Source organism: Lactiplantibacillus daowaiensis, assembly GCF_005405085.1.
Taxonomy (GTDB): Bacteria; Bacillota; Bacilli; order Lactobacillales; family Lactobacillaceae; genus Lactiplantibacillus; species Lactiplantibacillus daowaiensis.
The window spans coordinates 23,771-50,303 of the sequence record NZ_BJDJ01000019.1 but is presented as its reverse complement, the minus strand read 5'-3'; the positions used below and the strand labels follow the sequence as shown (position 1 = coordinate 50,303).

Here is a 26,533-nt window from a genome sequence, read left to right as displayed (position 1 = left end):
GGTTTTCCCGTAGAGTGTGATGTACAGAAATGAGGTGACACCATGTTATATGAACAAATTTTGGTGTGTGTCGCAGTAGATGATCGAGGACGTTTTTCCGCAAATTAAATTTTTAGGAGAATTTAAATGAAAAACGTCCAAAAACAAGTACCATCTTTAATGCTGATTATCACACTCGTGGGTTTTCCACAAATTAGTGAATCAATCTTTACCCCAGTTTTACCAGCTTTGAGTCGGGCGCTGCAGGTCAGTGCGAGTCAAATCCAATTGACGATGAGTAGTTATTTTATTGCCTTTGCCATTGGCGTCTTAGTTTGGGGCCAGTTGGCGGATTATTGGGGCCGCCGTCCAGCGATGTTAGCGGGAATCGTCATTTATTTAATCGGTAATTTAGGATTGTACCTTAGCCCTAACTTCACTTGGTTACTCGGTTTTCGATTAGTCCAAGCGTTCGGCGCTAGTGCCGGTTCTGTTGTGACACAAACGATCATGCGTGAGAGTTTTAGTGGGGTGACCGGGGCTAAAATCTTTGCGCAAACGAGCGCGGCGATGGCACTATCACCAGCACTGGGACCATTACTAGGCGGACTCGTGCAATCGCTTTTTGGGTACCGTCAAGTCTTTAGTACCTTGATTGCGATGGCGGTATTAGTGTTACTGTACAGTGGATGGCGATTACCAGAAACCCGTCAACTGACGGCCGTAACGGCTCGACCTAATCAATGGCAAGTCATTAAGCGTTTGTGGCATGATCCAGTTGTCTGGGTTTATGGGATCTTGATTGGTGGCATTAATGGTATTTTGTTTAGTTATTACGCTGAAGCGCCGTTTATTTTTGAAACGCACTTTGGTTTTGCTGCTTGGCAATATGGCTTACTAGGCCTAGTTTTAGCAGCGGCAAGTTTATTAGGGGCCTTACTGGTCAACCATTTATTGAATCGCTATCAACCAGAACAATTGGTGTTAGCAGGATTAGGATTAAGTGTGCTAGCCAGTTTATGTCTTGTGAGTTTTGCTTGGGTCAACCAAGCTGGCGCGATGCTAGTCGGGATTTTTGGTGCCTTTTTAGGGTTAAACATCACGTTGCCTAATGCTTTGAACCGCGCTTTAGTCGGTTATGAAGGTATTATGGGTAGTGCTAGCGGCTGGTTTAGCCTTGCTTATTATGTCATTGTCAGCGGGTTAACGTATTTAATGAGTTGGCTGCATCAAGGGTCGATCGTGACGTTACCGGTTTATATGCTAGGATTATGTGTGATCATGTTAGGTAGCTATTTTTGGCTATACCAAGCTAAATTAAAATAGGATTGAAATGATGGAAAGACGTAAAGCAGCGACTGGCTTTACGTCTTTTTGTGTCTATTAGCTATCTAGGAAAATCGATTGATAAGTTTTTAATTAAAGTTAGATAGTACTTGATGTTAGATGTCACTTTGTTAAAAAATAAGATGATACCATGGTAAAAGAAATTAAAAAATTGAAGAACGCAAGGTAAAGATTGAGTTGTTATCTGATGATAAATTAACAATTAAAAAGGCTGAGCCAGCCAAAATGTCAACAACTGATTCTAAGTTTCTAGCTGATGCACAACATACGAAGACTGGTACCGTAAAGTAACTGGATTTTACAGCGCTAGTTTTAGTATGCTTTCTTGTTCAATTTGTATTTCAATATTTAACAAATAAAGCGTTACCTTTTGCGGATTCATTCGTTGTTTAGGTGTAGGAGGAGCAAACCATGGATTTGAAGCAGTATGAGGGACTGCTGGCAGAACTCGCTGTCGACGTGCAGCGCTATTTAGTGCATCGCGGTGCCGATGAAGCACTGGCAGCAGATATTGTGCAAGACATGTTTGTTAAAGTCTTAGAGATGGATTTAGTACTGCCACCCAATCAATTGCGGCCTTATCTTTTTCGGGTCGCTTGGTCAACTTATTTGGATGAGTATCGACGGACGCGCCGTTACGCTGCCATTGTGAATGATTATTTAGTACCGGCTTTGCGTGAAGCGGTGCCGCCAATCACGGATGAACAGCCGGAATTGTTAGCGGCGTTGCGTCGACTATCAGCTAAAGAACAGCAACTATTGTTATTGCGCTACGATGAAGCGTTATCGATCAAAGCGATTGCGGCGGAACTAAAGATTCGACCAGCAGCGGTCAAGATGCGTTTACATCGTGTGCATCGCAAGCTGGAGAAACACATAAGGGGTGTTGAACATGAATGATGAAAAACAATTTAAACGATTAGCATTAGAAGTTAAGTTACGGCGCTGGGGCATGACAGTCGTAATTACATTAATTGTCGGGCTAATTTGTTTAGTTGGTGGCTACAAGTTGACGCAGTTGAAGGCTAGTCGTGCCTCTAATGAATTAGATCGATTTGTCGAAGCTACGAGTGTCATGATGTCACCCAATATTCAATCTAGTGATCGGTATCTTACTAATTTAAGCTTTCGCGGCGGCCAGCTAATCAGTCATCGCTACAAAGAAATCGAAGGTACTCGGATCCCGTGGACCCCGGTAACCGCCAATTATACGTGGGTCGGTGGGGCCGAAATGCCCAGTGGCTTCAATACGGCTTCAGATCAACACGGGATGTATGACCAAGAAACCCAACAAAAGATACCGTTGTTTTATAATGTGAAATTGACTGGTAAAGACGTTTATCTAAAACCAACCCAAGATGTCAAGAAAGTAGCGACCCGTTCCAAAATGGTGGCCGAAGTTGCACTGACGTTTAAGCACCGGTTGAGTTATGCCGAGCTTCAAGCCAAGTTACCTAAAGGTGTGCATGCGGCTTGGTATTGGCTAGGATTAGCTGATGCTAAAGCTGATCCAACAAATGTTAATAACAATTACGTTGGGATTCAAGCCAGTACTGTGGCTGGTAAGTTAAAGGCGTCTGATTATCAATATTTCAAAAAAGCATTAACAGTTCCTAAAAAACTTGATTATAGTTGGCGTACGGACGGCTATGATATTTTTGCCGGTGCTGCTAAAGATGCTAAACAATACCCAACCCTCGCTAAGGCAACGTTTGCGGGAGTCATTGTAACGGGTAAGAGTGCAGCTTTTAAGTCGTTAGTGCAAGCCGATTGGATTACGGCTAGCTCAGTGGGCTATTTTCAACCTGAAAGTGTGCTTGATTGAGAAAATTAAACTAAACAAAGTCGGCGCTGACTAAGTCGAGTCGGCGCCGGTTTTATTAATTGGGACGGTAATCACATCAGTTTCCATCACACCAAATTGTGCCCATAAAATCGTATTGATATGTTGACTCAAGTCGTAAATGGCATTGGCTGTCATCTGACCGTCAACGGCAATCGTCACATCAAGCATGATTAAGTTGCCGTCATAATGGGCTTTTAAAAAAGTCACTGCTTGCACCGCTGGCAAACTTTCGATTTGATATTGATACTGTTCTTCTAAGTAAGGGTCAAAATAATCAACCAAATTGAGGCTACTGTCACTAAAGATTTTTAACCCTGAGTGCATAATGTAGATCCCTAAACAAATACTAGCAAGGCTATCGAGCCAATCGACTTTAAAACCAGTTGTTCCAAGCACGGTGAGCACGGTCACTAGACTGGTTAAAGCATCACTAAAGGTATCACGACTAGCAGCAATTAAAGCGGCATTATTTAACTTCCGGCTCCAATAGTGATTGAAGCCCCATAAAATAAAGAGCGCCAACCCAGAGATGCCAGCACCAACGCCGGCAATGGGCAACGGGACTTGAATGTCAGCCGGATGTAATAAGGTCCAAACACCTTTGCCAATGATTTCTAACGCAATCGCAATCATGATAACGCCAGCAATTAACGTATAAACTGTTTCAAAGCGGAAGCGGGATTGTTGAATGCGGGGACCGAGGGACTTTTGTTCAGCCGGTGAGATGGGTGCGCCCAATAAATCATCATCATGGGTTTCGGTGGCAATAAATAGTCCCGTTAATAGCAAGCCGGTACTAATAATACCTGATAAATTATTAAAAGCATCGGCCTGTAGTGTTTGTGAGTGCCCGATGCGAGCGTAAATATATTCAACTAAAAACAAGCCTAAATAGACCGCGACATTACCCCAGAGGTGGTGTCTAGCGGTACGCAAGTTTTGAACGACTTCTTGTTGGATATGGTGCCAATCATTAGGAGCAGCCATGCTGATCGGACCTCCATTAATAAAATTTGAATGCGCTAAGCATACGGCAGGCCAACGTTAAAGCCAACTTAAGGCACATATAATCGTGCTTTTAAGGGCGATAAAACGGTGAGTTAATTACGGCGACTTAACAAAATAGATTGTCAATCATCATTAGTTTCGTTATGATGAACAAAACGAACGACGTAAGGGGATTGAATGATGAAAAGCTTGGTACAAGCTAAAGGGCTGGTCGGATTTGTCTATGGGGTGTTGTTGATTGGCATGTATTCGGCGTATCAACAAACTAAAAGTGCGATGGTCTTAGTGTTAACGGCAGAGATGCTGGCCTGGTTGTTGGCAGTTTTAGCACGTTGGCAAGCCCATCAAGCGACGACTGCGGCAGATAAACAAGTTGCTTTAAAAAGTCTATTTATGTATTTACCGGTCGTTGTCTACACGTTTTTTCAGAATCCATTATATGCGCCACACTTTAACTTTGGCGACTGTTTTGCATTGCTATTTTGTGTGTTGGTGACGTTGTGGGGTTATCAGTTTATGAAGGCACGGCAGTAGCGTTTAAATGAGGGCACAATAAAGTTAGTTGTTAAGTTACAACTGACTTTTTTACTGGTTTCATTTTTACTACTAATAATTAAAATTATGTAAACTAGATTGAAATTCATCAATCATTTACTAAGTGAATTTGTTAGGCAAACGCGCTCCAGTAACGTATGCTAGAAGAAAAGTGGATTGAATAATGGGGGCATTCGTATGCGGCGATGGTTAACTTGGCCAGTTTTTTATGAATTAACAGAAATTTATACAGCACCACTAAATGTGATGTGGTTTATTTTAGGGGTGGCAATTGCCCAGTATCACTTAGGGGTCGTCAATTGGGTGAACGTCTTATTATGTTTAGTGACCGTATTTATTTTTGATTTAGCGGTCAATGTTTCCGACAATTACTATGATTATCAGCATGCGGTGGATCGTGAAGGCTACGCGCAAAAAACGAATCCGATTGGTCGTTTGCAGTTACCAACTAAGGGTGTTGGTCAATTAGCAATTGGCTTGTACGTACTGGCGTTAGTGCCAGGGATTTGGTTGGTCTTGCGGACCGGTTGGCTCGTCTTATTGCTAGGCATCGGCGGCTACTTGATTGGTATCTTTTATACCGCAGGACCCCATCCGATTAACGCAACGCCATTGTGTGAAACGGTCGTCGCACTATCGATTGCGTTTTTGATTCAACTAACTTGTGTGGTCGTTTCAACGTATGGTCAGCGGCCTTTAACTTGGTCGACAGTGGGGGTCACGTTTTTATTGTGTTTACCTTTGACATTGATTTTCTTTACGATTCAGTTGGCGAATAATACCGCTGATCGTGAAGAAGATATTTTGAATCACCGCTATACCTTAGCTTATTATCTAGGTCAAGCCGGGTCGGTTAAGTTGATTCAAACATTTGTCATTCTCGGCAGCCTCTGGCCATTAGTGAACTTAGTTTTGCGGATCGCCCCATTAAGTACTGGGTTTGCGGTCTTATTGTTACCGCTGATGTGGCGAGGGATGCGACCATTTTTCAAGGTCCAAGATAAGCAACAGACTTTTATGAGTACTGTGAAAAGTGCGTCACTATTTTTTATCCTCTATCCAGTGTTGTTTGTGATGGGGGCTTGGCTTTAAAGGCGTATCGCTTGAGCGTAATCGTTCAGGCGATTTTTTTGTGACAATTGTCATATTGAAGTCATGACAAACGTGTCTACTCGTGATTGCGAGTGCTTGCTACACTTAGGTTATTCCATGAGGGGGTCAGAACAATGAAACCAATTATTCAAGCAACACAAGTACAATTCAATTATGGGGCACAAGTCGTTTTATCCGGTGTTGATTTAACGATTCATCCAGGCGAGATTATTGGCTTGATCGGTGAAAATGGGGCCGGTAAAACAACTTTATTGAACTTGTTATTAGGCTTACGAACAGTCAAACAGGGGCAATTGACCGTTTTTGACCAACGGCCAGGTTCAATGATTTCCAAGCAAAAGATTGGGTCGATGTTGCAAGGCGATTTACCGATTCGCGGCGTGACCGTTAAAGACATGTTAGAACTAGCGGCGGTCCAATATCCAAATGCGTTAAAGCCAACTGATTTATTGGCAGAATTGGAGCTAACACCGTTAGCCAAACGGCGTTTGAATGCATTGTCGGGCGGGCAATTACGACGAGTCACGTTTGCCTTAGCTTTAATTGGTAATCCCGACTTGCTATTTTTAGATGAACCCACTGTTGGCATGGATACCAATGCGCAACAAGCCTTTTGGCAACGAATCAACGCTTTAAAAGCACAAGGCAAAACCATGATTATTACGAGCCATTATTTACCTGAAATTCAAGCCGTCGCGGATCGGATTTGTTTGTTACAGAAAGGGCAGATTGCTTTTCAGGGCACTTTCCAAGCCCTCCAACAGCAATATCAACAAGTTGAAATCACTTGTCAGACGGCGCTACCAGCCGCAACGTTTATGGACTTGCCGGGAGTAACTGCCGTGACTAAGACTGGTTTACAATTACAAATCAGTAGTGAAGCTGGTGATGCGACTTTGGGGGCGTTAGTCCCATTTTTAGCACAATTAAAACAAGTAGCCGTTAAACGTGAATCATTAGCAGATATTTTTGTTCATTTGACTAAGGGGGCAGTCGCATGAAAACTTGGCTAGTACAACTAAAATTTGATGGTCGTCGGTTGATCTTACGTAATTTCTCATTTCAATTCTTCTCAATTTTAATGCCAGCAGGATTTTACTTGTTATTTACAAAAGTCATGGTTACCGGCAATGTGCCGACGAGCTTTAATCTGAAATATATGGCCAGCATGATGGTTTATAGTGGCACGATCAATGCGCTATTTGGCATCGCATCGATTCTATTGCGCGATCGTGAAACTGGTATCTTACAATGGTCCCGCTTGACACCAGCTGGCGTTAAGCCATACTACTTATCGATTGGGTGTTGGAGTTTACTGATGAATGTTTTGGCCGTGCTGGTGCTTGGCACTATCGCTGTAATCGTCAATCACGTTGACTTGACGTTCGGACAATGGCTAAGTATCGGCGGCATCGCGATTTTAGGCCAGGTACCAACGCTATTACTCGGTGTATTAATGTCTTTTGTTTCACGGGCTGAAACGCTAAGTGTTTTGAGTAACGTTATCACGTTTCCAATGGCAATTATTAGTGGGCTTTGGTGGCCGATAAGTATGTTGCCAAACTGGTTACAACCTATCGGTAAATTAATGCCGACGTATTTTGTAAATGATTGGTTGGGCCGGGTGGCAACCCATGGTACACTAGTAAAAACTGATATTTGGGGGACTGGCGTATGGATTGTCGGCATGTTAGCCATCGTTTTATGCGGCGTCCAGTTATTACTAAAACGGAGTGATGGGGTTGTCAGTGCATAAATGGACGCAAAAGTTTAAAAATCTAACGTGGACCAGCTATATCTGGCTGGCGTACTTGCCATATTCGATCGCGATGTATTTACCGATAACGGGTTGGCAGACTTATGTTTGGTTTAGCTTGTTTGCAGTTTTCTTACTGCTGTATATTTTAGTGATTGAAAAGCCAGCTTGGCAACGGGTAACGATGCCACTGGAACTAGTTGTAACGGGAATCTTTTCAATTTTTGGGGCTAATAATTACATGATTATTTTTCCCGGCTGGCAAGTAGGCTTTATTTTAGGTCGGCAAGCGAAAAATCGGTTTTACCAATTCATTACGGTGTATTATGTTATCATCCTAGCCGGTTTAGTACACGACTACTGGTTAGATGCCCAGCTTTTTAGTTGGCAAGATGGTAAGGTGATGGGGCTAGTCTTTCCGTTATTGTCACCAATTATGGCGTATACCTTTTCACGTTCAGTTTGGCGGCAACGCCAATTGCGCCAAACGAATCGTCGCTTGCAAGCAATTGTTCAGCGGGATGAACGCGAACGGATTGCCCGGGATTTGCATGATACTTTAGGACAGAGTTTCTCGATGATTACCTTGAAAACCGAATTAGCGAAGAAGTTACTAGTTAAAGCACCTGATAAAGTGGCGGCGGAATTAACGGATATTGAGCAGACCAGTCGCCAAAATTTACAAATCGTGCGGTCGATCGTCAATGATCTGCACCAACGGTCGCTAAGTGAAATGTTGCTGGATCAAAGTCAGAATTTGGCTGCTGCCAACGTTTGGTTGACGACGACTGGTGAAGCCGATGCGACCCAATGGCCGACGACTGTGCAGGGCACGTTAGCGGCGACTTTAGTTGAAGCCATCACTAATGTGATCCGTCACGCCCATGCGCAAACCGTGCAGTTGACTTTTAAAATGACTGATACGGCCTATCAAGTCCAGTTGCTGGATGATGGCAAGGGTGGCACCATGAGTCGTCCGGGCGCCAATGGTATCACTGGGATGCGGTCGCGGATGTTGAACGCTCATGGAACGTTTGCGATTGAAGCGCAAACACATGGCACTTGTGTGATGCTCAGTTTACCTAAGGAGATGGCGACCAAATGATTACGGTGTATTTAGCTGAAGACCAGAGTATGTTGAATTCTGCACTGACGCAATTGTTAGAATTAGAAGATGATCTACACGTGGTTGGCAGTGCTGGTGACGGCGCCACTGCTTGGGATGACTTACAGCGACTACAGCCGCAAGTCGCGATTTTAGACATTGAGATGCCCGACTTATCTGGACTAGATGTCGCTGATCGTTTGCAGGCCGCCAATGCGACCACTAAGGTGATCATCTTAACCACTTTTGCGCAAAAGGCTTACTTTGAGCGGGCAGTTAAAGCGCAAGCTGCGGGCTACTTGTTAAAAGATAGTCCTAGTGATGACTTAATTGCTGCGATTCGGCAAGTGGTCCAAGGACAAACCATCTATGCGCCTGAACTCGTGGTGAATATGTTCTCTGCAAGCACGAATCCGCTCACGGAACGCGAGTTAGCCGTTCTGACTGAAGCTGATAAAGGGTTACCGACTAAAAGTATTGCGGCTAACTTATTTTTATCAGCGGGCACAGTACGCAATTATTTGTCAGCTATTTTTAGCAAACTGGGTGTGCATAATCGGTTAGAAGCCATTAAAATTGCCAAAAATAATAAATGGTTGGCTTAAAGTAAGCGTCAAATTTCGTTGACATCATAACGAGATTTGACGCTTATTTGTTGTTAAATTGGCAATCGTATCGTTTAAACCAACTGACACAAGCTAGGTTGATGTAATTCTACTTGTATTTCTCTAATGTACTAGTTAGACTAGTACACATAAAGTAGCCAGGGGGGATGTGGATGCGATTACCGATGCCAATCGTGACCCAAAAACAGTTACGACGTCGTTTTATTGGCCGAATACGCCAATTGAGTGGTTGGCTTGGTTTAGTGAGCGTTTGGTTTAAGTACAAGCCAGTAAATGATGATGAAACTAAGTTAGTGATATTAGGTTTGTTAGTAACAAGTATAGTGTCTGTTATTGGTAAAAAGTTAGGTTGGGGAGATGATTTAAAATGACGACAAAACGCGTGAGTCAATTATGGTGGCATGCCACACGTTGGTGGTTTGGCATCTTGTTTGGGGTAATCATTTTGATAGGGCTAGTTACAGCTATCATGGCGACGACTAAATGGCAACATATGACTCAAATTAGTCAGCATGTGCCAGCCTATTATTTACAGTTCTTTCATGCGGGACTCGATACGGCGAAATATCAACAGATGCAAATGGATATCAGTCCAGATCATTGGTTTTATCTCGCTGCTGGGCTGAGTGGTTTGGGTTTGGCCTTTTGGGGTCGACAAACCCATTATGATGAGTTTTTATTGAACTTAGGGGCGACGCGCCAACAATTATGGGTGGTTCAAGGTCAACAATTAGTGGCATTGATTGGCGCGGTTTTACTAAGCCAACTTGGCCATTACGTTTGGATTTTGATTGCAGTACCGAGTCGATTTTTGCAATATATGCCAGTGGCCTGGCTAGGATGGTCCAGTTTAGCGCTAGCACTAACAAGCGGCGTATTGATCGCTATCAGCTGGTTAATTGGTCAATTGACAGCCAATTGGTGGTTGGCTGGTCTCGTGAGTGGCTTAGTTTGGTGGCGCGGTTATTTAATGATTGGTAATACATCAATGACCACGACAACCCAGTCGATGCAATCGGCCCTCAATTGGTTAGCGTTACGTCCGTTTATCACGATTGGTGTTGCGCTGGTTACATTAGGCGGCTCACTTTATTTGAGTCGCTATTTGATGTTACGTTGGTCAGCCGAGCAATTTGATGGCCCTGATCATTATCGATTGGGAGCGTTGATTGGGCTACTCACTTTAAGCGGTGGCCCACTATTAAGTCAACAATTACTACCTAATGTACCGTTTCATGACCTGATCGGTGGTGTCACCGTATTAGTCATCAGCTATAGTGGGCTACAAGTCGCCAAGCTGCGGCCAAGTAAAAAAGAGAATGCCAAATAGTTGTTGCATATAGCGCTTTCATCGTAAACTTAACTTACTAAATGAAGGAGCGTGATTTGGGTTATGAAATATGCACAAACAAAAGCAACGTTGAATCAACTGGTCGCTGATTTAAGTCAACTAGCAATGGTTATTCATCAAACACATTGGTACATGCGGGGCACCAATTTTTTAAAGTTGCATCCATTAATGGACCAATATATGGATGAAATCAATGATCAATTGGATGTGATTTCAGAACGCTTGATCACGTTAGATGGCTCACCATATTCAACTTTGAGTGAAATGGCAGCCCATACTGGCATTAGTGATGAACCTGGTAACTGGGACCGCACACTACCAGAACGCTTTGAAACGTTGATCAGTGATTATCGTTATTTGGCCGACGTTTATCAGCATGGGATTGACGTTTCAGATGAGGAACAAGATTTAAGTACACAAGATTTATTCATTGGCTTTAAGCGCGATCTTGAAAAGCGGATTTGGATGCTTCAAGCTGAATTAGATCAAGCGCCACAGATTGACGAATAAAAAAGATTAGCTCGCTAACGATTGGCATATCAATGGTTAGCGAGCTTTGTATTAAAAAAATAATCTTAAATGATTTACTTACAAAAAGTAAGTGATATACTAAGTTTACAAATTAAAAAACAGATAGGAAGTTGATCATAATGGAAAACCAATTCACAGCTTTACAACAACAACGTCGGACGATTTATGCTTTAGGCAAGGATGTTAAGCCAACTAACGCTGAATTAGTGACTTTAATTGAAGATGCGATTAAGAATGCCCCCTCAGCGTTTAACAACCAAACGACTCGGGCCGTCATCTTATTTAACCAATATCATGATCAATTATGGGATATGACCGCTGATCGCTTGAAGTCAGAAGTCCCAACCGAAGCCGCTTACCAAAAGACCGTTGAAAAGTTGAATGGTTTCAAAGCCGCTTATGGGACAATCTTGTATTTCACGGATACTGATGTTGTCAAACAAAATGAAGCTGATTTTCCATTATATGCCGCTAACTTCGCTGATTGGGCTGAACAAGCACAAGGGAATGCCCAATATAGTGTTTGGATGAGCTTAGCTGAAAATAAATTAGGCGCTAACTTACAACATTACAATCCACTGATTGATGCTAAAGTTGCGGCTGCGTTTGATATTCCAGCTAACTGGAAGTTACGTGCGCAAATGCCATTTGGTTCTATTGAAGCCGGTGCTGGTGACAAAGACTTTATGGCCGATGCGGATCGTTTCAAGATTTTTGAATAAACTAGCTTAATTAAAATATGAATGACACCTAATTGCCGACTTTGTTGGTGATTAGGTGTCATTTTTTTAACGTTTGTAATACGCAAGCAATAAAGTAATAATTGAAATCAAACCAGTTGACCCACGTTCTCCAGGGGATGTTACAACCCAACTGATACCGTCAGAATAGTACTATCACAGGGTTGAATGAATTGTTAATACTATGAATTATAAAACTGGTATGCTAAAAACAATTCGTCTAATAGATGATTTAGCCTGTAAAAAGCTTGTAAATGGATTGATAACTGATTGTGTCAGGATTAAAACACTTTATCGTTACTATGGAAGTTGTGGTATTAATTAATTTATCCAGGGAAAGGTGAAGTGATTGTGAAAGTTAAAAAAAAGTGGGGGCTCTTATTAGCAGCCCTCGGATGCTTATTGACGCTAAGCATCGCGACCAAAGCGAATGCGGCGGTGCCAGATATCTCCGAATGGCAAGGTAAGTTGACCAGTACCCAAGTTAAAAACTTGAAGTCACAAGCTAATTTTGTCATCAACCGGGTGCAATATGGGACTAGTTATGAAGATATCGATCATACGAGTAATGAAAGTCTGTATGTGAAATATGGGGTGCCATTTGGCTCATATGATTATGCAACGTTTACAACGACCAAAGGTGCTACGGCAGAAGCCAAGGCATTATACGAACGGGCCAATAAAAATACAAAGTTTTATGTGTTAGATTTTGAAACGACTTCGATGAGTAGCAGTACTGCCAATGCTGCGGTTAAGGCGTGGTATAAAGAAATGCGCAAATTAACGAACAAAAAGTTAATCTTCTATTCTTATCAAAGCTTTGCCACTACGTATGCCAATACGGCCCGTCAAAGCTTTGATGCCCAATGGATTGCGAATTATTCATATAAGCCAACCATTACATATTCTTTGTGGCAATACACGGATAGCTATTATTTGTCATCGTTAGGTCAATATGTGGATAATTCCTTATATGCATCAGCCTCAGTGTCGAAATATCATCCATTAAGTTGGTGGCTAGGAACAAGTTCAACGACTTATGCCTATAGTAGTTATAGTGCTGGTCAACATGCTTATTTACACAAAGCAGCGACGAAGTATTATGATGGCACGACGATTCTAAGTTCGGCTAAACAAAAGATTTACAAAATTACGGCCACTAAGTCAGTGACAACTGGTAAATCTAAACAGTTGGTTTACTTGTCTGGCTTGAATAAATGGGTCGCATCGCAATACGTTGATGGCTATTGGATCGGCCAACATGGTTCCTTCAAGTTACGTCAGAAGGCCAATGTTTATAGCAATGTGGCACTCACGAAGAAGACGGGTAAGTCATACGCGAAAGGCAAACAATTGACGGGTAAAGTCGTCAAATATGGGAACCTCTACCGTATTAAAGTAAGTGGTGGCTACATTACCGCGCAAGTTCGAATTTCAAACCACGCTTATTATGAATCCGTTCCAAGCAGTAAGCAGATTAAAACAACCAAAGCGCTTTATAAATATAGTAGTAAAACGTTCAGCAAGTCGAAACGGGCTAGCAAGGTTGCCAAAGGGACGACTTTGACGGTTACCTCAAATGGCAAACGGTCGAGTGGTTCACGTTACTTTAAGACAAGCGACGGTTATTATGTGACAGCATTACACAATTACGTTAAAACCAAATAATTATCTTGAGATCCTGACTAAGTTGAATCTTAGTTGGGATTTTTTTATTTGGCCATTTCAATCGATTAACTTGTTTGGCGATCACAATTGATGACTAACCGCGCGATTAGCGACGAATTGTTTTCATAAAAATTAAAATAGTTTTCATCGCTAAGGCATCGTCATTGGCGTATGCTAAAATAAGACTAAGAACGGTTGTGGAGGTAGAGTCAGATGCAAAAACAAGTAACAATCATTGGTAGTGGCATTGTTGGGGCAGTCACAGCGTACTACTTGAGTGCCGACCCGGACTTGAACGTAACGATTTATGATGAAGGCATTGGCCAAGCAACTAAGAATTCCGCAGGGATCATCTCACCCTGGTTATCTAAGCGACGTAATCAACGCTGGTATCAACTGGCTAAAGCTGGCGCCGCTTTGTATCCAGAGATTGTTGCGGATACACAGATGGGGTATTCTGTCTATCAACAAGCCGGAACAATCGTCACCCGTGAAGATCCGGCTGATTTAGAAGCGTTATATCAATTAGCATTACAACGGCGTGCAGATGCACCGCAAATGGGCACGATTGAGAAGTTAACAGCCGCTGAAGTTGCTGACAGAATTCCGCTGTTAACGCGTGCACAACCAGGGGTTTTTGTTAGTGGTGGCGCGCGCGTTGATGGTGACAAGTTTGCCCATAACTTGTTGAAGTATGCCGAAAAACGGAATTTAGTGCGGCATAAAGGCAAAGTCACCTTGAATGAACATGGTCAATTAATGACACCTCATGGCCAGCAAAATTATGACACATTGATTTTAGCCGTCGGTGCTTGGCTGAAACCACTGCTTTTACCGATGCGGATGGTCGCAAAAGTACGACCACAAAAAGGGCAATTGATTGAATTTCAATTGCCTGAGACGTGGGCCGATGATGTACCGGTATTGATGCCAGAAGGTGAACGTGATTTTATTCCGTTTACCCGTAGCAAGTTAGTGGTGGGTGCGACACATGAAAATGATCAAGGCTATGATTTACAAGTTTCACCGTTAGTTGAAGAAGATTTATTTGCCAGTGGTCAAAAATTGGATGCTAACTTGACGATGGATCAGATTAGCCAAGTTAAGGTCGGCACACGCGCTTATACGCCGGACTTTTCACCATTCTTTGGTCCCATACCAGACAATCCGCATATTTTAGTAGCCAGTGGGTTAGGGTCATCAGGGTTAACGACTGGGCCGATGATTGGCAAGTTGTTAGCAGATTACGTCCAAACTGGTCATCATGATTGGAACCAATATCAATTACCAGTGGAAACTTATTTAGAAGAAGCTGACTAAGCTTGTAAATGTAAGCCTTGCTGTGCTAATTGATGGGCACCGTGGTTTTGACTTTCTGGAATCCACTGGGTGATCACCACTTGGCATTGGTCTTGTAAATGTAGTAACGTTTGTAATTCAACCGCAAAGGTTTTGCTGTAAGCTTTACTAACACTTTCAGCGACGATTTTACTGTCAGTATAAAAGAATACTGACTGATCAGGCCCGTATTCGTCTAATAATGTTTTAAAACCGGCAATGGCGGCTAGAAATTCTGCGGTGTGATTGTCACTGATTGGTAAACGTTGTTTTGATTGGTGTTGTTGACCGTCTTCGATAAGTAATATCCCGGCAGCACTGTGTTGGGTGTCTGGACTGGTCGCAGCATCGGTATATAATTGCATGTTAATCGCTCCATTTGAAAGGAATTTTGTCACGTGAGTAACTCTAAACATACCTTTAAGTATCAACCAAATCTCTTATCAAGTCTAACGGTTTGGTCGTGGACTTTACTAGTTTTAATGATTGGCATTATTTGGTGGCTCGAAGTCTTGACGTTTAAATGGCAATTTGTCTTAATCGGCTTGCTCTTTATTGTTTTAGTGGCGGTTCAAATTACGGCCCGGCGGGTGTCGATTGATCGCAATTTGATGATTTTTAGTTCGGTCTTCAATCGATCATGGCTGGTGATTCCACGTGATCAGTTAGAACGGATTACCGCTATTCGTGGTGGGGTTGAGGTTCAAATTGATCACAATCAGTATCGCTTTTTAATGACGAAGAAGAGTCGAAATAAATTAATTGAATTGGCTAAATAAACTAAATATCCGAACTTTATGGCTGAGAGAAGAAAGAATCGTTCACATTTTGTTATAGAACGGTTATAATGAATTTACAACATTAGAAGGGACGGAATTGCATGAAGGACATTGAGATTGCACAACAAGTTACACCAGAACCCATTACGGCAATTGCGGCTAAAGCCGGTTTGACTGCCGATCAAATCGATCAATACGGTAGCGCGAAGGCTAAGCTAAAATTACCGCTACCGGTTAAGGATACGAAGCGTAAATTGATCTTGGTAACATCGATTAACCCCACCCCAGCCGGTGAAGGTAAATCGACGGTTACGATTGGTTTAGGCGATGCCTTAACCAAGATTGGCAAATCAACGATGATTGCATTACGTGAACCTTCGTTAGGCCCAGTGATGGGGATGAAGGGTGGCGCAACTGGTGGCGGCTATTCACAAGTCATCCCAATGGAAGATATCAACTTGCATTTTACTGGTGACATGCATGCCTTGACTGCGGCCAATAACACGTTAGCAGCCTTGATTGATAATCATATTCAACAAGGCAATGAATTAGGCATCGACCAACGCCGGATTCAATGGAAGCGGGCACTGGATATTAATGACCGTGCCTTGCGCCATACGCTGATTGGTTTAGGCGGGCCAACTTCAGGCGTTCCGCGTGAAGATGGTTTTGATATTACGGTTGCCAGTGAATTGATGGCAATTTTATGTTTATCTGAAGATATCGCTGACTTAAAGCGGCGAATCAATAAAATCGTGATTGGTTACACGCATGATCGACAACCAGTTACTGTCGCTGACTTAAAAGTCGGTGGTGCGATTACGTTATTACTAAAGGATGCATTACGGCCTAACTTGGTGCAAACTTTAGCCCATACCCCCGCTTTAGTTCATGGTGGCCCATTTGCGAACATTGCGCATGGGTGTAACAGTGTGCTGGCAACGCAAGCTGGCTTGAACTTGGCGGACTATACGGTGACTGAAGCTGGTTTTGGGGCTGACTTAGGTGGCGAAAAGTTCATGGACATTAATGTTCCCGCGGTGGGTCAAGCCCCCAATGCCGTTGTGATCGTGGCAACGATTCGGGCCATGAAGATGCATGGTGGCGTTGCCTTAGCTGATTTGGGCCAAGAAGATGTCGCTGCTTTGAAGCGTGGGGCTGCTAATTTAGGGCACCATATTAAGGCGATGCAACGCTATGGTGTACCAGTGGTGGTTGCCATTAATGAATTTACCGCTGATACGCCGGCCGAAATCCAAGCGGTTAAAGATTACTGTGCCGATTTTGGTGTTGACGCTATTTTGGCCGATGTTTGGGGTCAAGGTGGTGCTGGGGCGACTGATTTGGCTCAAGCCGTCGTGACCTTAGCTGATCAACCAAGTGACTTTAAGCCGTTGTATGCAGCAACTGATGATCTTGAAAGCAAAATCATGGCCATCGTGACGAAGACTTATGGTGGCGCTAATGTTGAATATTCTGGTAAGGCCAAGCGTCAATTAAAAGCCTTTGCGAAGCGTGGCTGGGGGAACCTACCCGTCTGCATGGCTAAGACGCAATATTCATTAAGTGATAATCCCAAGTTGTTGGGCGCACCAACTGATTTTACGATCAATGTGCGTGAGTTAGTGCCGAAGTTGGGTGCCGGCTTTATCGTCGCGTTGACCGGTAACGTGTTAACCATGCCAGGCTTGCCAAAACATCCGGCTGCCTTGGATATGGATATTACCGATGATGGTCAAATTTCAGGGTTATTCTAAGTCAAAGTTAAACGAAAGTCGATGTGCGTGTGCATCGGCTTTTTTACTGTCGGTTAAATGGATGTAAAGATTATGTTTTTTATGTAAATCAGAACATTTGTTCGGCAGAGCGTGATAAGGTTAGTTTATTGATTCAGGCGAGTATGGTGCTGAAAAGGTGCAAATTAATCCGTAGATTCCGGTTTAGCATCCTCACAGGCTGAGATTATTTTGGTATAATTAAACAAGTTTAGCGGATTGTGAGGAGCAGAAAATGTGGATTTATTGGTGTTTAATGTTTGTCTTGGTCGTCGGTGACCAATTAATCAAATCGGCAGTTGTTAATCATATTGCCCTAGGTGCGACCCAAACGGTGGTACCAGGCTTATTGTCATTAACAAATTTGCATAATAATGGGGCTGCTTGGAGCATCTTGCAAGGGAAGATGGCGTTCTTTTATTTAATCTCAGTGGTCGCCCTTGGTGTCATGGTGTATTTGCTATGGCGGTTACGCGAGCACCGATTGTATGAACTCGGCATTGTTTTTATGATTGCCGGCACTTTAGGAAACTTTATTGATCGCGTTCGAATCGGCTATGTTGTCGATATGTTCCAACTCGATTTTATTAATTTCCCAATTTTTAATTTTGCAGATACATGTTTAACAGTCGGGGTTATTTTAGTCCTGATCGCTGTTTTACGTGATGATACTTTTGATAAATAAATTTGATTTAAAGAGGTGACTAATTTGGCAGGAGCAACAGCTGCACAAACCTTTACAGTGACTGATCAAACTGGTCGGCTCGATAAAGTACTCGCTGGGCTACAAACGATTTGGACCCGGTCACAAGTTGATAAATTAATTAAAACTGAACAAGTTACTGTTAATGGTAATTTACAGCCTAGTAAATATAAAGTTAAATCGGCCGATGTGATTGAAGTGGCGGCACAAACGGTTCAAACGACTGAATTGGTTCCAGAAAATATACCGTTGGATATCGTTTATGAAGATGATGATGTGATTGTCGTCAACAAGCCACAAGGGATGGTCGTGCATCCAGCACCTGGCCATCCAGATCATACCCTAGTTAACGCGTTGTTATACCACAGCCCATTATCCACGATCAATGGTGAGTTTCGGCCTGGTATCGTGCATCGCATTGATAAGGATACTTCTGGTTTATTGATGGTTGCTAAAAATGATCATGCGCATCAATCACTAGCGGCACAATTAAAGGCAAAGACGAATTTGCGTGAATATGTCGCTTTGGTGCATGGAGTCATTAAAGAAGAGACTGGTACCATTAATGCCCCGTTAGGTCGTTCACCTAAAGATCGTAAGAAACAAGCGATTGTGCGTGATGGGCGTCCAGCTGTTACGCATTTCAAGGTATTGAAACGCTATCAACACTACACGTTGATTAGTTGTCGCTTGGAAACTGGCCGAACACATCAAATTCGAGTCCACTTGCAATCAATTGGGCATCCGCTTGTTGGTGATCCGTTGTATGGGCCTAAGAAAACCATTAAAGGGCATGGTCAATTTTTACATGCGCGGTTATTGGGATTTAAACATCCGGTAACTGGTGAAATGATGCAGTTTGAAGCGCCGTTACCGCCAATCTTTAAAGCTACGTTGACGAAGCTTGACAAAAGTGATTTGAATCATTAATCTAACAGTAATGAGAGTCCTTTAATCCGGCCCAGAGAGACTGAAAGGCAACACTGTTTACAATAACTTTCGTTGACGGTCGTGGCAGCTTTTTTGTCCGATCGTCTTCTTTTTTTACCGGCAACCGACTCTAAAATTCACGAACATCGAAATTGGAGGCAAATCATGCAAAAAGAAGTTGTTGATTCCATGGCTCTTAAACGAGCTTTGACACGGATTACGTATGAGATTATTGAACAAAATAAAGGGATTCGCAACGTGGTATTAGTCGGGATTAAGACCCGCGGCGTTTATATCGCGCAACGAATCGCTGAACGGTTGCAACAACTTGAAGATGCAGAAATCCCGGTCGGTGAACTTGATATTACCGCTTTTCGAGATGACCAACCTTTAGATGCTGCTTTAGCACCAACCGATTATCAATTGGCGTTTTCAGTCGCTGGTAAACGCGTGATCTTAGTTGATGATGTCTTGTTTACTGGTCGAACGATTCGTGCGGCACTTGATGCGTTAATGGGTGGTGGGCGACCACAAAGTATTTCTTTGGCGGTCCTGGTTGACCGTGGTCACCGTGAATTGCCGATTCGCGCCGATTTTATCGGCAAGAACATTCCAACGGCGCGCCAAGAACGCATTAAAGTCTCGATGACTGAAGTTGATGGTCATGATGGTATTGAAATTATTAATGATAACTAGTTTTTTATGTCAAAAAGTGAGAAGGGATCGACATGGCAGACCGCTATTTGATTCTTGAAGACGGCAGTGCCTACCTCGGTGAAGGATTCGGTTCGCCCGCAGTGTCAACTGGGGAGATCGTTTTTAACACCAGCATGACGGGCTATCAAGAAATTATTACAAATCAAATTTATCATAATCAAATTATTGCCTTTACCCAGCCAACGATTGGTAGTTATGGGATTAACCATGACAGTTATGAATCGATTCTACCAACGGTAAAAGGGGTGGTCGTGCGCGATGTCGCTAGTATTTCAACCAACCGGCAACGTCGTTGGTCGCTCGACCAGTATTTGAAGCAACAAAACATTCCTGGCATCAGTCATATTGATACGCGGCACTTGGCAAAGAATTTGCGGGCTAGTGGGCCAATGAAGGCCAGTATCGTGGATGTCGCCGATGCGCATGCGTTTGATCAATTAGGTGCAACCGTATTGACCAACCAACAAGTTGCTGCAGTGGCAACGCCTAAACCATTTCCCAATCCTGGGACTGGATTAAACGTGGTTGTGGTTGACTTTGGCCTTAAACATGGTATTTTGCGTGAACTTAGTAAACGCGCTTGCAACGTCACGGTCTTGCCGTACACGGCAACGACTGAAGAAATCATTAATTTAGATCCGGATGGGGTCGTGTTATCAACTGGACCTGGTAAGCCACAAGACTTACCGGACAGTGTTTTAACCATGATTCAAAATATTCAAAATCGGATTCCATTATTTGCCATTGGTCTAGGGCATGAGTTATTTGCGATGGCTAATGGCGCGCAAATTATGAAGTTGTCGCCAGAGCATCACGGTGCCAACCATCCGATTCGTGAAGTCATTACTAACCAGATTATTTATGCGTCACAAGGTCAAGGCTTTGCGGTCGATCCAGATACGATTGACCGGAATAAGTTGATTACCACTTTTGTCGATTTAATCGATGGGACGATTCAAGGGTTGCGTTATCGTGATTTTCCGGCCTTTTCAGTCCAATTCTTCCCAGATGGTGCACCGGGTCCAACTGATGCGTTAGATATCTTTGATGAGTTTGTGGAATCAATGCAACAAGCAAGGGGGCCAATCTGGTGAACAATCAAGCCTTACAAAAAGTTTTAATCATCGGTGCTGGTCACAACGATATTGGCCGTGAAGGGCAACATGACGCTGCAGTGACCCAGATTGGGAGTGCGATTCGTAAGTTAGGCATCGCCGTTATCTTTGTTGATAACAATCCCTTTTCGGTAGCCGCTGAAAATAATTTTGCAGATAAAGTTTATTTGGAACCACTAACAGTTGGCTCACTCTCGAAGATTATTGCGGACGAACAGCCAGATGGCTTGATTCCGTCTCTGGGTGGGATTCAACGGGTCAATTTGATTCAAGGCTTGATTCGCAATAATGTCTTGAAAAATAATCACGTTCGGTTACTCCAGTGGGATGCTGATATGATTGATTTGATCATTAATCCAGCCTTAATGAGTAATCGACTCAAAGCACTAGGCCAACCAGTCATCGCGTCACAAGTCGTGGCGAGTCAAGCTGAAGCTGACCAAGTTATCAGTCATGTGGGGTTTCCCGTGATCGTGAAATCAGTCGCCCCGCGGATTGAAGCCAGTCGACAACTGTGTGAAGACGAAGATGATTTAGCCCAAGCACTAGAGATGGGCTTTAAAGTCTCTGCAACCAAGCAATGTATTGTCGAACAAAGTATTGTTGGCTATAAAGAAATCGAATTCGTCGGGCTACGTGACTGCAAAGGCACGGCCTTGTTAATTGCTGGGATGGAAAACTTTGATCCAGTTGGCATTCATTCGGCTGATTCAATTGTTTTTGCGCCGACGCAAACGATTACTGATCAGGAATATCAACAGTTTCGACAAGCGACATTGAAGATCATGCGCGCCATGCGTATTGTTGGTCCTTGTCATGTGCAATTTGCATTGGATCCAGTGACTCAGAAGTACTATGTCATTAAAGTGACGCCGTACTTTGACCGGGCCATGGCTTTAGCGGCGCGTGCCACTGGTTATCCATTAGCGGCGATTTCAGCGAGTTTGATGGTCGGGGTCAGTTTGGCGGAAGTCAAATTACCTAGTAACTACCGTAAACAAACTGCTTTGATTGAACCCGTTTTAGACCACATTGTGTGTCGAATTCCGGTTTGGCCCTTTAATGTTTTGAAAAAGGTTAGCCATCAATTGGATACGGTGATGGAATCAACAGGGGCCGTACTGGGGATTGGCCGTTCAACTGAAGAAGCGCTACTAAAAGGCATGCGGGCGACGGATGAATCACGGTATCATGTGATTGCCAATCAACCGCAACAGTATTCGGAAGGTGAATTGATTCAACGATTGATCCATCCGCAAGCTGGTCAGATGTTAGTGCTTTTGGAAGCGTTAAATCGTGGCTATCAAATTGATGAATTAGCCGAGCTAACAAAAATCGATGCGTTTTACTTTTATAAACTTAGTCATATTATCGAGATTGAAAAAGCATTACGGGACCATCCATTTGATGTGCATGCCTTGGGTCGTGCGAAGTACTTTGGCTTTACCGATGAAGATGCGGCCGATGCTTGGCAGACGACACCGGACAAAGTTAGCCATTTTGCTTTGGAAAATGAGATTCATCCCACCTTTAAAGAGATTGAACCAACGGCGGGTGAATTCACGGAGCAAACGAACACGTACTATTCGACGTATGAATACGACAATGAAAGTCAGCCATTAACGGGTAAGAAAGCGTTAGTAATCGGTAGTGGGGCTAATCGTATCGGGACGAACCATGGGAATGATTACTTGGTCTCCCAATTATTGTTTTACTTAAAAAAGGCAGATTATCAACCAATTCTAGTTAATGCTAACCCTAATAGTGTCGCGATGACGCCGCAATTGGCTGCTAAACGTTATGTGGAGCCTAAACAAGTTTCGGATATTTTAAACGTCTTAGCGATTGAAAAACCGAGTGTCATCTTTACGACTTATCATGATTATCATTTAGGCCGTAAATTGATTGACCTGGGGTTTCATGTGATTCAAATTGATAATAGTTTGCCTAAAGAACAGATTAAAACTAACGATCAACCAGCGGTAGAAGTGATTTCTGACGGCAATGATGTCGCAATCTTTGGGATTAGTGAAGTCATTGCGGGGAATAACTTACGGACTGGGGTCCATGGGTCAGTCGCGGTCTTTCCAATCCAGGATAAGGCGGAAAATCAAGCGATTGAGGCTTTACAAGCTGAGATCAAGCAACGGGTCTTGAGCTACGGGACACCGGGCGTCTATACGGTTCGGTTGACGATTGTTGACGCGACGCTACGATTAGCGACGGTTGAACCAATGAGTTTAGCTAAGATGGCGTTGATTAGTAAAGCGAGTGGTTCGAGCGTGACGCGCTTGTTGTTACATGTTAAGTTAGGCGAGCCACTTGAAAAAGTCATGTATGATTATCCAGATTTAACGAAACTGAATAAGATTTTTGTTCAAGCTAATACGTTCCCGTATAATCAGTTGCAGATTTTTGGGGATGAAATTACTGGCGAACCCGGTCATGCGACGGGTACCGTGATTGCCCATGGTGCCACGTTGCGTGAAGCGTTAGCGGCATTAAATGCCGGTAATGAAAGTACCGATTTTTAAACTTGAAGAACCGACGATGTTGACTCGTTGGTTCTTTTTATTTGTCCTTGTCAAGCCAACCTTTACCCGGTATACTTTGTAAGTAATTAAACGTTTACTTATGATTATAATTATATTAGACTTATTAATTGTGACTATAAATTATTATAAGCAGGTTAATATTTTGAAAAAAATAATTGGGTTAGGATTGGCATTGTTTGTTATCTTTCTAGGTGTTTCAGGACGTGCAGCAACTGTTGACTCAGAAGAGTCGCCGCCAGGATTGCGCTTACGTGAAGTGTTTAAGATTCCAGCGTTTGATCCAAAATTAAAAAAAGAAAACAGTGCGCAATTAATTAAAGGCAATGGTAAATTTAGTAGTCAACCAGATGTGATCAATGTGACGAATAATCGAAGTCAATTAGGGGCGATTTGGTCGAAGCCGGAATTTCGCTTGGATTTGTCACATGACTTGGAAACTTCAATGTGGATTAATTTTGGTGATCGCGGTCAAGATGCTGGTGACGGGATGGCACTCGTTTTGCATAATGACCCGCGTGGTGTGGCTGCGATTGCTTCGGATGGACAATCTCTGGGCGTGTGGGGACAAGATCAAGGTGATAGTAAACCGAATAGAATTGCGACGTCAGCGATTCGGAATAGTTGGGCGTTAGAATTTGATACTTATTCTAATCAGGATAAAAGTTACGCGCATGCGTTCGATCTAGGTGAACCAGCTGGTCAACATATCGCTGCTAATTATCCTGATGATACGCATACTTACGTGGACCGTGGTACTAATGGCTTTTTCTTTGGCCTTTTTGGTAATCACTATTACGGGATGGTTCACCAAAACCCGATTAATGACATTAAGCTTAGTGATGGCAAATGGCATCATTTATCGCTAAAGTGGCGGGCACCGGTTGGTAAGCCCCGTATTGGTCAGTTGACTTATACAATTGATGATAAAGATCCAGATACTGGGATGCCAACGACGATTGCTCGGAGTCAGACCGCTGATGTTGACTTGAATAAATTAAATGCAACTGATAATCGCGTTTATTGGGGATTTACCGGCGCAACGGGCGCTAATTATGAAGATGCTAAAGTTATCTTTGAATCGGTTCCGCATATAATGGATATTAAAGCGGAAATGAGTGTGCGCGACTTACAAACGAACAAACCAATTATCGATGGTGATAAAGTCATCGATGGTCGTAAGATTCAATATCAATATAAATTGAACTATACTAATGGCACGCAGCCTTGGACCAATATTTGGATGAACCTGCCACTAGACCCACATTTTAAGTTGGATATTGGTAATATTAAGTTCATGGGTGGGCACACACAGGATACGATTACTGCAAAAGATATTAAAGCGGGCCACTTAAGGTTACGTCTTGAGCAGCCGCTGTCGACGCAACAGAATGTGATACAGATTTCACTAGTTGGTCATGCTGAAAATGATGATGTTAAATCGTATCATATGCCAGTGGTCAACCAAATTTTTAACGGCGATAATTATATTGCTGAGATGATAACACCAGCTTATCAAGTCATGCCACGTCGGGCGCTAAACCTCTCACTAGGTAATCCTGCAACGGATAATCTATCGCTAGATTTAAAACGGCAAGCCGATGCGGAAATAACCGGGACTATCGCTTATCGTGATAATGCACAACCGGCATGGGACTCGACGCAGTTTGATACGGTCAGTGCGATATTAGACGGTAAAAAACTCACTAATCAGCAATATAAGTTAACTTGGGTCAATCCACAGACGGGGCAGTTTAAATTGACGGTGCCAAATCAGAACTTAAAAGTCGGCCAAAATAAGCTTACCTTAACTGTGACCGATAAAGATGGCACGACTACCAATCAAGTTCAAGCGAATTTGAAAGTTGCACCAGGTCACTTAATGATTAAAACGGCTGCGGCAACTAGCTCGTTTAAACCGGCGATTGTTGACGGTCGGGCTAAGCAGCATGTTGCCCGACGTGATGACTGGAACGTGGTTGTGAGCGATGATCGCGGCAAAGGCAGTCAGTGGCAATTACAGGCGGCAGCGACCACGCCTAAAACTGATACTGGTCAGAAGTTGGCTGGGGACGTGGTATTTAACGATGGCAAACAAGATCAACCATTGACTAATGGCAATGTGCTAATCAAGCAACATCAAACCACTAGTGAGCGCGATGAGCATGATGTTGATCAACAATGGGATACGAAGCGTGGTATTTTTATGAATCTGCAAGCTAATGCTGTTCCCGGACAGTATAAAACAGTGATTACTTGGACGTTAAATAATACACCAAATGGAGACTAATCTAAAAGATTAGTCTTTTTTTGATAAAAAATAGGCTTTACTGTTGAATGGTATCGTTGACATCAGTACACTTGAATTATAAATGTTAACGGTTACATATTTGGAGATGACTTAAATGGCAAAAACATTATACTTAATGCGTCACGGTGAAACCTTATTTAATCAGCTGAAACGCATCCAAGGGGCTTGTGATTCACCATTAACGGCGCAAGGCATTGCCGATGCCAAACGTGTTCGGCAGTATTTTGCGTCTCAGCGGTTGATATTTGACCACGCTTATTGTTCGACTCAAGAACGTGCGGTGGATACATTAGAATTAGTTACATCTCAACCATATGAGCGACTAAAAGGACTTAAAGAGTGGAACTTTGGGGTCTTTGAAGGTCAAAGTGAAGTGCTTAATCCAACGATTAGACCTGGCCAAGCCGGTTACGGGGACTTCTTTGTGCAGTATCAAGGTGAATCTGGGCAACAAGTTCAGGCGCGGATGGTCAAAACATTAACGACGTTGATGCGCCAACCGGATCATCAGCAAGTTTTGGCGGTCAGTCATGCAGGTGCCTGTTTTATGTTTCTCAACCAATGGTTAACGCCAGCCGAGATTGCTGAGCAACAAATCGTGCTTAATAATTGTGCGATTTTAAAATTCACGTACGCAGACGATCAGTTTACATTTGCGGGCAGTCATAATGTTGAAGTTAACTAAAAA

26 protein-coding genes are annotated in these 26,533 nt (G+C 43.1%); 24 read left to right on the top strand and 2 right to left on the bottom strand.

What is annotated here, in order from left to right:
• Positions 1 to 126 precede the first annotated feature (126 nt).
• From FFM75_RS11195 to FFM75_RS11185, 3 genes are all read left to right on the top strand, one after another.
• Positions 127 to 1,305: a multidrug effflux MFS transporter gene (locus FFM75_RS11195; RefSeq protein WP_137629268.1), complete on the top strand. Its 1,179-nt coding sequence runs from the start codon at positions 127 to 129 to the stop codon at positions 1,303 to 1,305.
• Positions 1,306 to 1,737: 432 nt separating this feature from the next.
• The gene (locus FFM75_RS11190) at positions 1,738 to 2,226 is read left to right on the top strand and encodes an RNA polymerase sigma factor (protein WP_137629267.1); all 489 of its coding nucleotides are present in this window, start codon (positions 1,738 to 1,740) and stop codon (positions 2,224 to 2,226) included.
• Positions 2,219 to 3,151, top strand: a complete 933-nt coding sequence (locus FFM75_RS11185) for an anti sigma factor C-terminal domain-containing protein (RefSeq protein ID WP_137629266.1) — start codon at positions 2,219 to 2,221, stop codon at positions 3,149 to 3,151. The genes FFM75_RS11190 and FFM75_RS11185 overlap by 8 nt, the downstream gene beginning before the upstream one ends.
• A 30-nt stretch (positions 3,152 to 3,181) precedes the next feature.
• Here the strand turns inward: FFM75_RS11185 and FFM75_RS11180 are convergent, their stop codons facing one another.
• A complete protein-coding gene (locus FFM75_RS11180; RefSeq protein ID WP_137629265.1) occupies positions 3,182 to 4,159 on the bottom strand; it encodes a cation diffusion facilitator family transporter in 978 nt (325 codons plus the stop codon).
• Between the two features lie 198 nt (positions 4,160 to 4,357).
• On the opposite strand from FFM75_RS11180, the gene FFM75_RS11175 reads away from it, so the two are divergent.
• The 12 genes from FFM75_RS11175 to FFM75_RS11120 all read left to right on the top strand — a co-directional run bounded on the left by FFM75_RS11175 (position 4,358) and on the right by FFM75_RS11120 (position 14,945).
• On the top strand, positions 4,358 to 4,714 hold the full coding sequence (locus FFM75_RS11175) for a hypothetical protein (RefSeq protein WP_137629264.1): 357 nt from the start codon (positions 4,358 to 4,360) through the stop codon (positions 4,712 to 4,714).
• A 198-nt stretch (positions 4,715 to 4,912) separates the two neighbouring features.
• Positions 4,913 to 5,827, top strand: coding sequence for a prenyltransferase (locus tag FFM75_RS11170; RefSeq protein WP_137629263.1), 915 nt, complete (start codon positions 4,913 to 4,915; stop codon positions 5,825 to 5,827).
• A 134-nt stretch (positions 5,828 to 5,961) separates the two neighbouring features.
• A complete protein-coding gene (locus tag FFM75_RS11165) occupies positions 5,962 to 6,849 on the top strand; it encodes an ABC transporter ATP-binding protein (protein WP_137629262.1) in 888 nt (295 codons plus the stop codon).
• A complete protein-coding gene (locus tag FFM75_RS11160; protein ID WP_137629261.1) occupies positions 6,846 to 7,604 on the top strand; it encodes an ABC transporter permease in 759 nt (252 codons plus the stop codon). Before FFM75_RS11165 ends, FFM75_RS11160 begins: the two co-directional genes overlap by 4 nt.
• Entirely contained in the window at positions 7,591 to 8,709 is a 1,119-nt protein-coding gene (locus FFM75_RS11155; RefSeq protein WP_414672088.1) for a sensor histidine kinase, read from the top strand. Before FFM75_RS11160 ends, FFM75_RS11155 begins: the two co-directional genes overlap by 14 nt.
• Positions 8,706 to 9,314: a response regulator transcription factor gene (locus FFM75_RS11150; RefSeq protein ID WP_137629259.1), complete on the top strand. Its 609-nt coding sequence runs from the start codon at positions 8,706 to 8,708 to the stop codon at positions 9,312 to 9,314. Before FFM75_RS11155 ends, FFM75_RS11150 begins: the two co-directional genes overlap by 4 nt.
• 173 nt (positions 9,315 to 9,487) lie before the next feature.
• Entirely contained in the window at positions 9,488 to 9,706 is a 219-nt protein-coding gene (locus FFM75_RS11145; RefSeq protein ID WP_137629258.1) for a hypothetical protein, read from the top strand.
• On the top strand, positions 9,703 to 10,665 hold the full coding sequence (locus FFM75_RS11140; protein WP_137629257.1) for a hypothetical protein: 963 nt from the start codon (positions 9,703 to 9,705) through the stop codon (positions 10,663 to 10,665). Before FFM75_RS11145 ends, FFM75_RS11140 begins: the two co-directional genes overlap by 4 nt.
• 63 nt (positions 10,666 to 10,728) lie before the next feature.
• Positions 10,729 to 11,196 carry a Dps family protein gene (locus FFM75_RS11135; protein WP_137629256.1) on the top strand — a complete coding sequence of 156 codons (468 nt, stop codon included), beginning with the start codon at positions 10,729 to 10,731 and terminating at the stop codon, positions 11,194 to 11,196.
• 140 nt (positions 11,197 to 11,336) lie between these two features.
• Positions 11,337 to 11,939 carry a nitroreductase family protein gene (locus FFM75_RS11130; protein WP_137629255.1) on the top strand — a complete coding sequence of 201 codons (603 nt, stop codon included), beginning with the start codon at positions 11,337 to 11,339 and terminating at the stop codon, positions 11,937 to 11,939.
• A 369-nt stretch (positions 11,940 to 12,308) separates the two neighbouring features.
• Positions 12,309 to 13,625, top strand: a complete 1,317-nt coding sequence (locus FFM75_RS11125; protein ID WP_137629254.1) for a GH25 family lysozyme — start codon at positions 12,309 to 12,311, stop codon at positions 13,623 to 13,625.
• Between the two features lie 213 nt (positions 13,626 to 13,838).
• Complete coding sequence (locus tag FFM75_RS11120) at positions 13,839 to 14,945, top strand: NAD(P)/FAD-dependent oxidoreductase (protein ID WP_137629253.1); 1,107 nt, start codon at positions 13,839 to 13,841, stop codon at positions 14,943 to 14,945.
• On the opposite strand, the gene FFM75_RS11115 is transcribed toward FFM75_RS11120, so the two are convergent.
• Positions 14,942 to 15,328 (bottom strand): ribonuclease HI family protein, encoded by a 387-nt coding sequence (locus tag FFM75_RS11115; protein WP_137629252.1) that lies wholly within the window; start codon positions 15,326 to 15,328, stop codon positions 14,942 to 14,944. The two genes, FFM75_RS11120 and FFM75_RS11115, sit on opposite strands and share 4 nt — an antisense overlap.
• A 33-nt stretch (positions 15,329 to 15,361) precedes the next feature.
• Here FFM75_RS11115 and FFM75_RS11110 point away from each other — a divergent pair, with 33 nt between their 5' ends.
• The 9 genes from FFM75_RS11110 (at position 15,362) to FFM75_RS11070 (ending at position 26,530) form a co-directional block, all read left to right on the top strand.
• Entirely contained in the window at positions 15,362 to 15,742 is a 381-nt protein-coding gene (locus FFM75_RS11110) for an EbsA family protein (RefSeq protein WP_137629251.1), read from the top strand.
• A 101-nt stretch (positions 15,743 to 15,843) separates the two neighbouring features.
• Entirely contained in the window at positions 15,844 to 17,499 is a 1,656-nt protein-coding gene (locus tag FFM75_RS11105) for a formate--tetrahydrofolate ligase (protein WP_137629250.1), read from the top strand.
• 253 nt (positions 17,500 to 17,752) lie between these two features.
• Positions 17,753 to 18,202 (top strand): signal peptidase II, encoded by a 450-nt coding sequence (gene lspA, locus FFM75_RS11100; protein ID WP_137629249.1) that lies wholly within the window; start codon positions 17,753 to 17,755, stop codon positions 18,200 to 18,202.
• Between the two features lie 24 nt (positions 18,203 to 18,226).
• Entirely contained in the window at positions 18,227 to 19,150 is a 924-nt protein-coding gene (locus tag FFM75_RS11095; protein ID WP_137629248.1) for an RluA family pseudouridine synthase, read from the top strand.
• A gap of 165 nt (positions 19,151 to 19,315) precedes the next feature.
• The gene (gene pyrR, locus FFM75_RS11090; RefSeq protein WP_137629247.1) at positions 19,316 to 19,846 is read left to right on the top strand and encodes a bifunctional pyr operon transcriptional regulator/uracil phosphoribosyltransferase PyrR; all 531 of its coding nucleotides are present in this window, start codon (positions 19,316 to 19,318) and stop codon (positions 19,844 to 19,846) included.
• Between the two features lie 32 nt (positions 19,847 to 19,878).
• Complete coding sequence (locus FFM75_RS11085) at positions 19,879 to 20,961, top strand: carbamoyl phosphate synthase small subunit (protein ID WP_137629246.1); 1,083 nt, start codon at positions 19,879 to 19,881, stop codon at positions 20,959 to 20,961.
• A complete protein-coding gene (locus FFM75_RS11080; protein ID WP_137629245.1) occupies positions 20,958 to 23,516 on the top strand; it encodes an ATP-binding protein in 2,559 nt (852 codons plus the stop codon). The genes FFM75_RS11085 and FFM75_RS11080 overlap by 4 nt, the downstream gene beginning before the upstream one ends.
• A 163-nt stretch (positions 23,517 to 23,679) precedes the next feature.
• Positions 23,680 to 25,824 carry an L-type lectin-domain containing protein gene (locus FFM75_RS11075; RefSeq protein ID WP_137629244.1) on the top strand — a complete coding sequence of 715 codons (2,145 nt, stop codon included), beginning with the start codon at positions 23,680 to 23,682 and terminating at the stop codon, positions 25,822 to 25,824.
• Positions 25,825 to 25,939: 115 nt separating this feature from the next.
• Entirely contained in the window at positions 25,940 to 26,530 is a 591-nt protein-coding gene (locus FFM75_RS11070) for a histidine phosphatase family protein (protein ID WP_137629243.1), read from the top strand.
• Positions 26,531 to 26,533: the final 3 nt, after the last annotated feature.

Coding starts and splice junctions, on each gene's coding strand:
- FFM75_RS11195 (WP_137629268.1), top strand. CDS start 127: ATGAAAAACGTCCAAAAACAAGTACCATCTTTAATGCTGATTATCACA.
- FFM75_RS11190 (WP_137629267.1), top strand. CDS start 1,738: ATGGATTTGAAGCAGTATGAGGGACTGCTGGCAGAACTCGCTGTCGAC.
- FFM75_RS11185 (WP_137629266.1), top strand. CDS start 2,219: ATGAATGATGAAAAACAATTTAAACGATTAGCATTAGAAGTTAAGTTA.
- FFM75_RS11180 (WP_137629265.1), bottom strand. CDS start 4,159: ATGGCTGCTCCTAATGATTGGCACCATATCCAACAAGAAGTCGTTCAA.
- FFM75_RS11175 (WP_137629264.1), top strand. CDS start 4,358: ATGATGAAAAGCTTGGTACAAGCTAAAGGGCTGGTCGGATTTGTCTAT.
- FFM75_RS11170 (WP_137629263.1), top strand. CDS start 4,913: ATGCGGCGATGGTTAACTTGGCCAGTTTTTTATGAATTAACAGAAATT.
- FFM75_RS11165 (WP_137629262.1), top strand. CDS start 5,962: ATGAAACCAATTATTCAAGCAACACAAGTACAATTCAATTATGGGGCA.
- FFM75_RS11160 (WP_137629261.1), top strand. CDS start 6,846: ATGAAAACTTGGCTAGTACAACTAAAATTTGATGGTCGTCGGTTGATC.
- FFM75_RS11150 (WP_137629259.1), top strand. CDS start 8,706: ATGATTACGGTGTATTTAGCTGAAGACCAGAGTATGTTGAATTCTGCA.
- FFM75_RS11145 (WP_137629258.1), top strand. CDS start 9,488: ATGCGATTACCGATGCCAATCGTGACCCAAAAACAGTTACGACGTCGT.
- FFM75_RS11140 (WP_137629257.1), top strand. CDS start 9,703: ATGACGACAAAACGCGTGAGTCAATTATGGTGGCATGCCACACGTTGG.
- FFM75_RS11135 (WP_137629256.1), top strand. CDS start 10,729: ATGAAATATGCACAAACAAAAGCAACGTTGAATCAACTGGTCGCTGAT.
- FFM75_RS11130 (WP_137629255.1), top strand. CDS start 11,337: ATGGAAAACCAATTCACAGCTTTACAACAACAACGTCGGACGATTTAT.
- FFM75_RS11120 (WP_137629253.1), top strand. CDS start 13,839: ATGCAAAAACAAGTAACAATCATTGGTAGTGGCATTGTTGGGGCAGTC.
- FFM75_RS11115 (WP_137629252.1), bottom strand. CDS start 15,328: ATGCAATTATATACCGATGCTGCGACCAGTCCAGACACCCAACACAGT.
- FFM75_RS11105 (WP_137629250.1), top strand. CDS start 15,844: ATGAAGGACATTGAGATTGCACAACAAGTTACACCAGAACCCATTACG.
- lspA (WP_137629249.1), top strand. CDS start 17,753: ATGTGGATTTATTGGTGTTTAATGTTTGTCTTGGTCGTCGGTGACCAA.
- pyrR (WP_137629247.1), top strand. CDS start 19,316: ATGCAAAAAGAAGTTGTTGATTCCATGGCTCTTAAACGAGCTTTGACA.
- FFM75_RS11085 (WP_137629246.1), top strand. CDS start 19,879: ATGGCAGACCGCTATTTGATTCTTGAAGACGGCAGTGCCTACCTCGGT.
- FFM75_RS11070 (WP_137629243.1), top strand. CDS start 25,940: ATGGCAAAAACATTATACTTAATGCGTCACGGTGAAACCTTATTTAAT.